This window comes from Arthrobacter sp. Hiyo1 (assembly GCF_001263615.2).
Classification (GTDB): Bacteria; Actinomycetota; Actinomycetes; order Actinomycetales; family Micrococcaceae; genus Arthrobacter.
The window spans coordinates 124577-130395 of sequence record NZ_DF952475.1; the positions used below are offsets into that span (position 1 = coordinate 124577).

A 5819-nucleotide genomic window follows, 5' to 3' on the forward strand; every position below is an offset into this window, starting at 1 on the left:
CCGCGTGCCCGCCCGGCACGGCGATCTTCGCAACGACCGGCTACACCTCACGCTACCTCCACGACGCCGGGGACCGGCCCGGGAACTTCTACATGCAGGGATCGATGGGGCATGTCTCATCCCTCGCGCTCGGCTACGCTGCCGCCGCGCCGGAGAAAACCGTCATCGTGCTCGACGGCGACGGTGCCGCGCTCATGCATCTGGGGAGCTTCTCCACTATCGGCGCCGAGCAGCCGGCCAACCTTGTCCACGTAGTCATCGACAACGGCGGATACGAGTCGACCGGATCACAACAGAGCACTTCCGGAACCACCGACCTCGCCGCCGTCGCCAGAGCCAGCGGGTATCACGCCACCTCCACGGTGGACACCATGGAGTCCCTGCAGCAACAGCTCGCCTCCGCCGCCTTGACCCCCGGCCCCCATTTCATCCTCGTCCGCGCCGGACGAACGGTCAGGGAAACCCCACAACGCGCCGGCGCCTCCCTGTCCCTGCCACACATCGCGGAGCGGATGCGCAGCACGACAATTCCAAATACGGCAGTCGTCAGCCATGCATGACCTCCAGAGACTCCTGTTCACCGCGTCGAAGCTTGGACGCGCACCGCAGCTGCTCGAGGGTAGCGGGGCCTCCTCGGCGCTGAGCAAGATCGTTGGCCGCTCTCCCCGCCGGGTACTCGTCGTCGCAAGCCGGCGGACCGTCGAAGACATCCCGGGCATCGCTTCCCTGATACGTCACGGCGCGCACCACTATGGACTGATACGGCCCAATCCTTCCGTCGATGACGCCCTGGACCTCTCACAGGCGATCGAGGAGCTCCGTCCGAACACGGTTCTTGCCGTCGGCGGCGGCTCCGCCATCGACCAGGCGAAAGCAGCCCGCCTGCTCAAACCCGATCCCCGTTTCCTCCACTCCGGGCTGCAGGGGAACACCTCCTCGCTGCGGACCGAACCACCGCTCCTTGTCGCTGTACCAACGACGGCAGGAACCGGGGCAGAGATCACCCCCTTCGCCACCCTGTACCGCGGATCAGCCAAAGTCTCCCTCGACCTCCCGCAATGCCGCCCCGACCTTGCAGTCCTTGACGGCGAGCTCACCCTGACATGCCCGGACCGGCACAGCCTCGCTGCGGCCCTGGATGCCGTATGCCATTCGATCGAATCCGGTTGGAGCCTGGCCGGCACACCTTCCAGCCGCGTATACGCCAACGCCGCCCGGGACCACCTCCTCCGCCACCTCACCCACAGCGCTCCTCCTTCCCCGGGGATCCGCTGGGCAGACGATTCACCGGCCTCCGACTCCCCCCGGCACCTGCTCCTCCTGGCAGCAGCGGTTGCCGGCGTGGCGATCTCCCAGACCCGCACAACCGGGGCCCACGCATTCGCCTACCATCTCACTGCCGAATACGGTGTTCCCCACGGCTTCGCGTGCGCGGCAAGCATGTCGTGGATCGAGGCCCACGCCAGCGCCCGCCAGCCAGAGACCGTGGACGAGGCGACCCGCGCCGTGGTGGAGACGCTCAGGAGGCACCTCGACGGAGCCCGGAGCGCCCGGCTCGTTAACCTGCCCTCCCTCGAAGGCTCAGCCCTTGAGGAGTACGTCGACGCCGGTCTCAATCTCCGGTCACGGATGGCGACACACCCGGTCCCCATCGAGCGGACCGAAGCAATCCGCCACATTGGGCAGGACGGGCGCCTCGGCGGGAAATCCGCCACCAAAGTTGCACAAAAAATGCCACAAAATGCTTGACCGGACCTTCAAGAAAAAGTTAGGTTAGGTTAGGCTTAGAAACTAACAGCTGATAGTAATTCTCTTGAACAGAGGTTGCTCAGTTCGTAGGAAACGTCAAAGGTCATCAGAGTCGAGGCCAGCGTTAAAGGTCGCGACCGCGAACGAAAGAGGGCAGCACATGCGCTTCCTCGCACGACGCCTAGCGTTCTATCTCATCACGGCGTGGGCTGCCATCACTATCAACTTTCTGCTCCCAAGGCTCATGCCCGGGGACCCGGTCCAGGCTGTCATGGAGCGGTTCAACGGCCAACTATCGCCGGAGTCCAGCGAAGCACTTGCCGTTGCCTTCGGCCTGGACCGCAGCAAGAACCTGCTCGAGCAGTACGTCGAATACATCGAACACCTCTTCCACGGAGACTTCGGGCTTTCTTTCACCTATTTCCCGACCCCTGTCTCCTCGGTAGTTGCAGACAGCCTGCCATGGACCATCGGCCTGCTCGGCGTCTCCACCCTCGTGGCCACCCTGCTCGGGACGCTCCTGGGCTGCATCGCCGGATGGCGCCGCGGAACGTGGATGGATTCGGTCCTGCCTGTCGGAGCGTTTCTGCGCGGGATCCCGCATTTCTGGGTCGGTCTGCTGTTGGTTGCGGTCTTCGCCGTCGGGTTCGGGTGGTTTCCGGTGAGCGGCGGGTACGACCCGTCCATTCCGCCCAGCTTGAGCCTGGACTTCATCGGCACGCTCCTTTACCACTCGATCCTGCCTGCGCTGACCATCGTCATCGGCTCACTCGCCGGCCACATGCTGATGCAGCGCAACATGATGGTGACAACCCTTTCCGAGGACTACGTCGTCGTAGCTCAGGCCAAGGGCCTCTCTTCGAAACGGGTCATGCTCAACTACGCGGCCCGGAACGCCATCCTCCCCGCAGTCGCGGGTTTTGCCATGGAGCTTGGCCTGGTCGTCAGCGGATCCCTGCTTGTGGAGAAGGTCTTCTCCTTCCCCGGCATCGGCTACGTCATGTTCCAGGCCGTGAGCAACCAGGACTTCCCGCTGCTGCAGGCGATCCTTCTCGTCACGACGTTCGCCGTCCTGGCCGCGAACCTGTTCGCGGATGTGGCGTTCTTCGTCCTAGACCCCCGTACCCGGAACGCGTGAGGCACAAATGACATCCGCAGTCGAAATCACAAAAGTCGTCAAGAGCACCCGTCCGCGCCGCAAAAAACGCCACTGGCTCCGCTCCCGCAAAGTACTGGTCGGCGCAGCGATCCTCGCTGTATTTGGTGTGCTCGCGGTCATCGGGCCCTGGATCGCCCCCTACGACCCCTCCGCCACCAGCCCGGACGTCCTCGTGCCGCCCTCCCCCCAACACCTGCTCGGTACCACGGCATTGGGAGAGGACGTTTTCTCGCAGGTCCTCGCCGGCACCAGGCTCAGCCTTGAGGTGGGCTTCCTCGCCGCGCTCATCAGCGAGACGGTCGCCATCCTGGTCGGTATCACTTCCGGATACCTCGGCGGCTCTGCCGACGAGCTCCTGTCCTTGGGCACAAACATCTTCCTCGTCATCCCCGTGCTTCCCTTGCAGATTCTGATCATCGCCTATCTCGGGAATGTCAGCTGGGTTGTCACGGCTGCCGTCATCGCGCTGACGGCCTGGTCCCACGGCGCCCGCAAGCTGCGTGCGCAGACGATGTCGATCCGCAAGCGGGACTACGTCGAGGCCGCCCGCGCTGCCGGGGAGCCGGCCTGGCGCATCGTTTGGTTCGAGATCCTGCCCAACGAGACAGCCATCATCGCCACGGGATTCCTCTTCAGCGTCCTTTCCGGCATCATCGTCCAGACGGGCCTGGCGTTCCTTGGACTCGGCGATGTCGCCAGCTGGAGCTGGGGATCGGTGCTGCGCTGGTCGGAAGCCAGCAACGCCTTCCTGACCGGCGCCTGGTGGTGGTTCGTCCCGCCCGGACTCTGTCTCGCGGTCGTCGGCATGGGGCTTGCCTTGATCAACCTCGGGATCGACGAGGTCGTCAACCCCCGACTGCGCGGTGTCGGCCGGGTCAAGACGGCACGCGAACGTTCGCGTCTGACGCGCCGCCTCATCCAATTGGACCACGACGCAGAAAAGACGGCCGCCCCTTCCCGTAGCGGGAATTCCGTCCTGGAAATCACCGGGCTCCGCGTCGACTACCAGACCGCGCATGGAGCGCTTCCGGCCGTGCGGGGCGTGGATCTGACCCTGCGCCGGGGAGAGGTCCTTGGCATCGCGGGCGAGTCCGGATCGGGCAAATCGACTCTGGCCTTTGCCGTGACCCGCCTGCTCCGGGCACCGGGTGAAGTCGTGGGCGGTTCCGTGAAGTACTTCGGACGCGCCAAGGACGGATCCGCTCTCCCCCGGCTGGATGTCCTTTCCGCGAGCCAGGCACAACTTCGCCGCTATCGCTGGGAAGAGACCGCCGTCGTGTTCCAGGCCGCCATGAACTCCCTGAACCCGGTACTCACCGTCCGCGCCCAACTTGACGACACCATCCGGGCGCACCGGCCGAAGATGGCGGCCGCTGACCGGGAAGCACGCGTCGGAGAACTCCTTGAGCTCGTCGGAATTGACCGGTCCCGTCTCGGTTCCTATCCGCACCAACTCTCGGGCGGGCAGCGCCAGCGCGTCATGATCGCCATGGCACTCGCACTCGATCCCGCCGTCGTCATCATGGACGAGCCCACCACATCTCTGGACGTCGTCGTCCAACGCGACATCATCCGCTGCATCATGGACCTACGCACCCGCTTGGACAGCTCATTCATCTTCATTACCCACGATCTGTCTCTGCTGCTCGAGATTGCCGACAGGATCGCTGTTATGTATGCGGGCGAGCTCGTCGAGCTTGGTGACGCAGCCCAGATCCAACACCAGCCACGACACCCTTACACCCGCCGCCTGCTGCTCTCGTTCCCGGTCCTTCGCGGCCCACGGAGGAAGCTCGCCGCGATCGACGGCGCCGCACCAAACCTGCGCAGCATCCCGACCGGGTGCGCATTCCACCCCCGGTGCCCGCTCGCCACAGACATCTGCCGGCAAGAAGACCCGCCTTTGCTTTCCCTGCCTGATCAGGCCGGCCAACCCGCCACCAGCGATACCGGCGGCGAGGCGAGGCTTGTTGCCTGCCACCACGTCGATGAGACCCTACAGCTGCGTCCAGTCGACGCTCTCGTCCAAGAGGAGTTGCCCAGATGAACGCCGGAATCGACGTGCTTCCCATGACCGAGAACATCAAGACGCCCGTGCTCGAGGCGACCGGTCTCGGCAAGACCTTCAACCTCAGCAGAGCCGTCGGCGGGCAACGGAAGGTCGTGGCCGTCGACGCCGTCAACCTCACCCTCTGTGCCGGGTCAACAGTGGCGCTCGTCGGAGAAAGCGGCTCCGGAAAGTCCACCGTCGCCCGGCTCCTGGCGCAGCTGCTCCCGGCATCATCCGGGGAAGTGCGACTGCATGGGAAACCCGTGCACCCCCGCACCGGGCGCCAGCGGCGCCGCTATGTCGGGGAAGTCCAGCTCCTCCTGCAGGATCCGTTCGCGTCCCTGAACCCGGTCCACACCATCCGCTATCAGCTCACCCGGGTGCTCCGGTTGCACGGAGTCCGCTCTGGCCGCCAGCGCATCGAAGAGCAACTGGACGAACTTCTTTCCATGGTCCAGCTCCACCCGGCATCCCAATTCCTGGACAAGTATCCGCACGAACTTTCCGGAGGGCAGTTGCAGCGTATCGCGATCGCACGGACACTCGCAGCGTCGCCCTCGGTCCTGCTCTTGGACGAACCGGTCTCAATGCTTGACGTGTCCATCAGGCTTGGCATCCTGAACCTGCTCGCAATGCTCAAGGAACAGCAAGAGCTCGCCATCCTCTACATCACCCATGACATTGCCTCGGCCAGGTACTTCGCTGACGAGATCCTGGTGATGTACCGCGGGCACGTCGTGGAGCGGGGCCCGAGCGAAAGCGTGACCCAGCATCCGGCCCACCCCTACACCCAACTGCTCATCGAATCAGCGCCTGACCCTGCCAGGCGGGGCCGCAATGCGGCGGACGTGTCCGGGATCG

General features: G+C 64.8%; 5 protein-coding genes. All 5 read left to right on the plus strand.

The window, feature by feature from the left end; translation table 11 throughout:
• Positions 1-560: thiamine pyrophosphate-dependent enzyme (locus AHiyo1_RS19560; RefSeq protein ID WP_253257481.1), on the plus strand; the 560-nt coding region annotated here is incomplete at its 5' end.
• On the plus strand, positions 553-1749 hold the full coding sequence (locus tag AHiyo1_RS19565; RefSeq protein WP_059389676.1) for an iron-containing alcohol dehydrogenase: 1197 nt from the start codon (positions 553-555) through the stop codon (positions 1747-1749). The genes AHiyo1_RS19560 and AHiyo1_RS19565, both read left to right, overlap by 8 nt.
• Before the next feature lie 160 nt (positions 1750-1909).
• The gene (locus AHiyo1_RS19570) at positions 1910-2887 is read left to right on the plus strand and encodes an ABC transporter permease (protein WP_059389677.1); all 978 of its coding nucleotides are present in this window, start codon (positions 1910-1912) and stop codon (positions 2885-2887) included.
• Positions 2888-2894: 7 nt separating this feature from the next.
• Positions 2895-4955 (plus strand): dipeptide/oligopeptide/nickel ABC transporter permease/ATP-binding protein, encoded by a 2061-nt coding sequence (locus tag AHiyo1_RS25730; RefSeq protein ID WP_084784624.1) that lies wholly within the window; start codon positions 2895-2897, stop codon positions 4953-4955.
• Positions 4952-5819, plus strand: an 868-nt coding sequence (locus AHiyo1_RS19580; protein WP_059389678.1) for an ABC transporter ATP-binding protein, incomplete at its 3' end; no start/stop codon positions are given. The genes AHiyo1_RS25730 and AHiyo1_RS19580, both read left to right, overlap by 4 nt.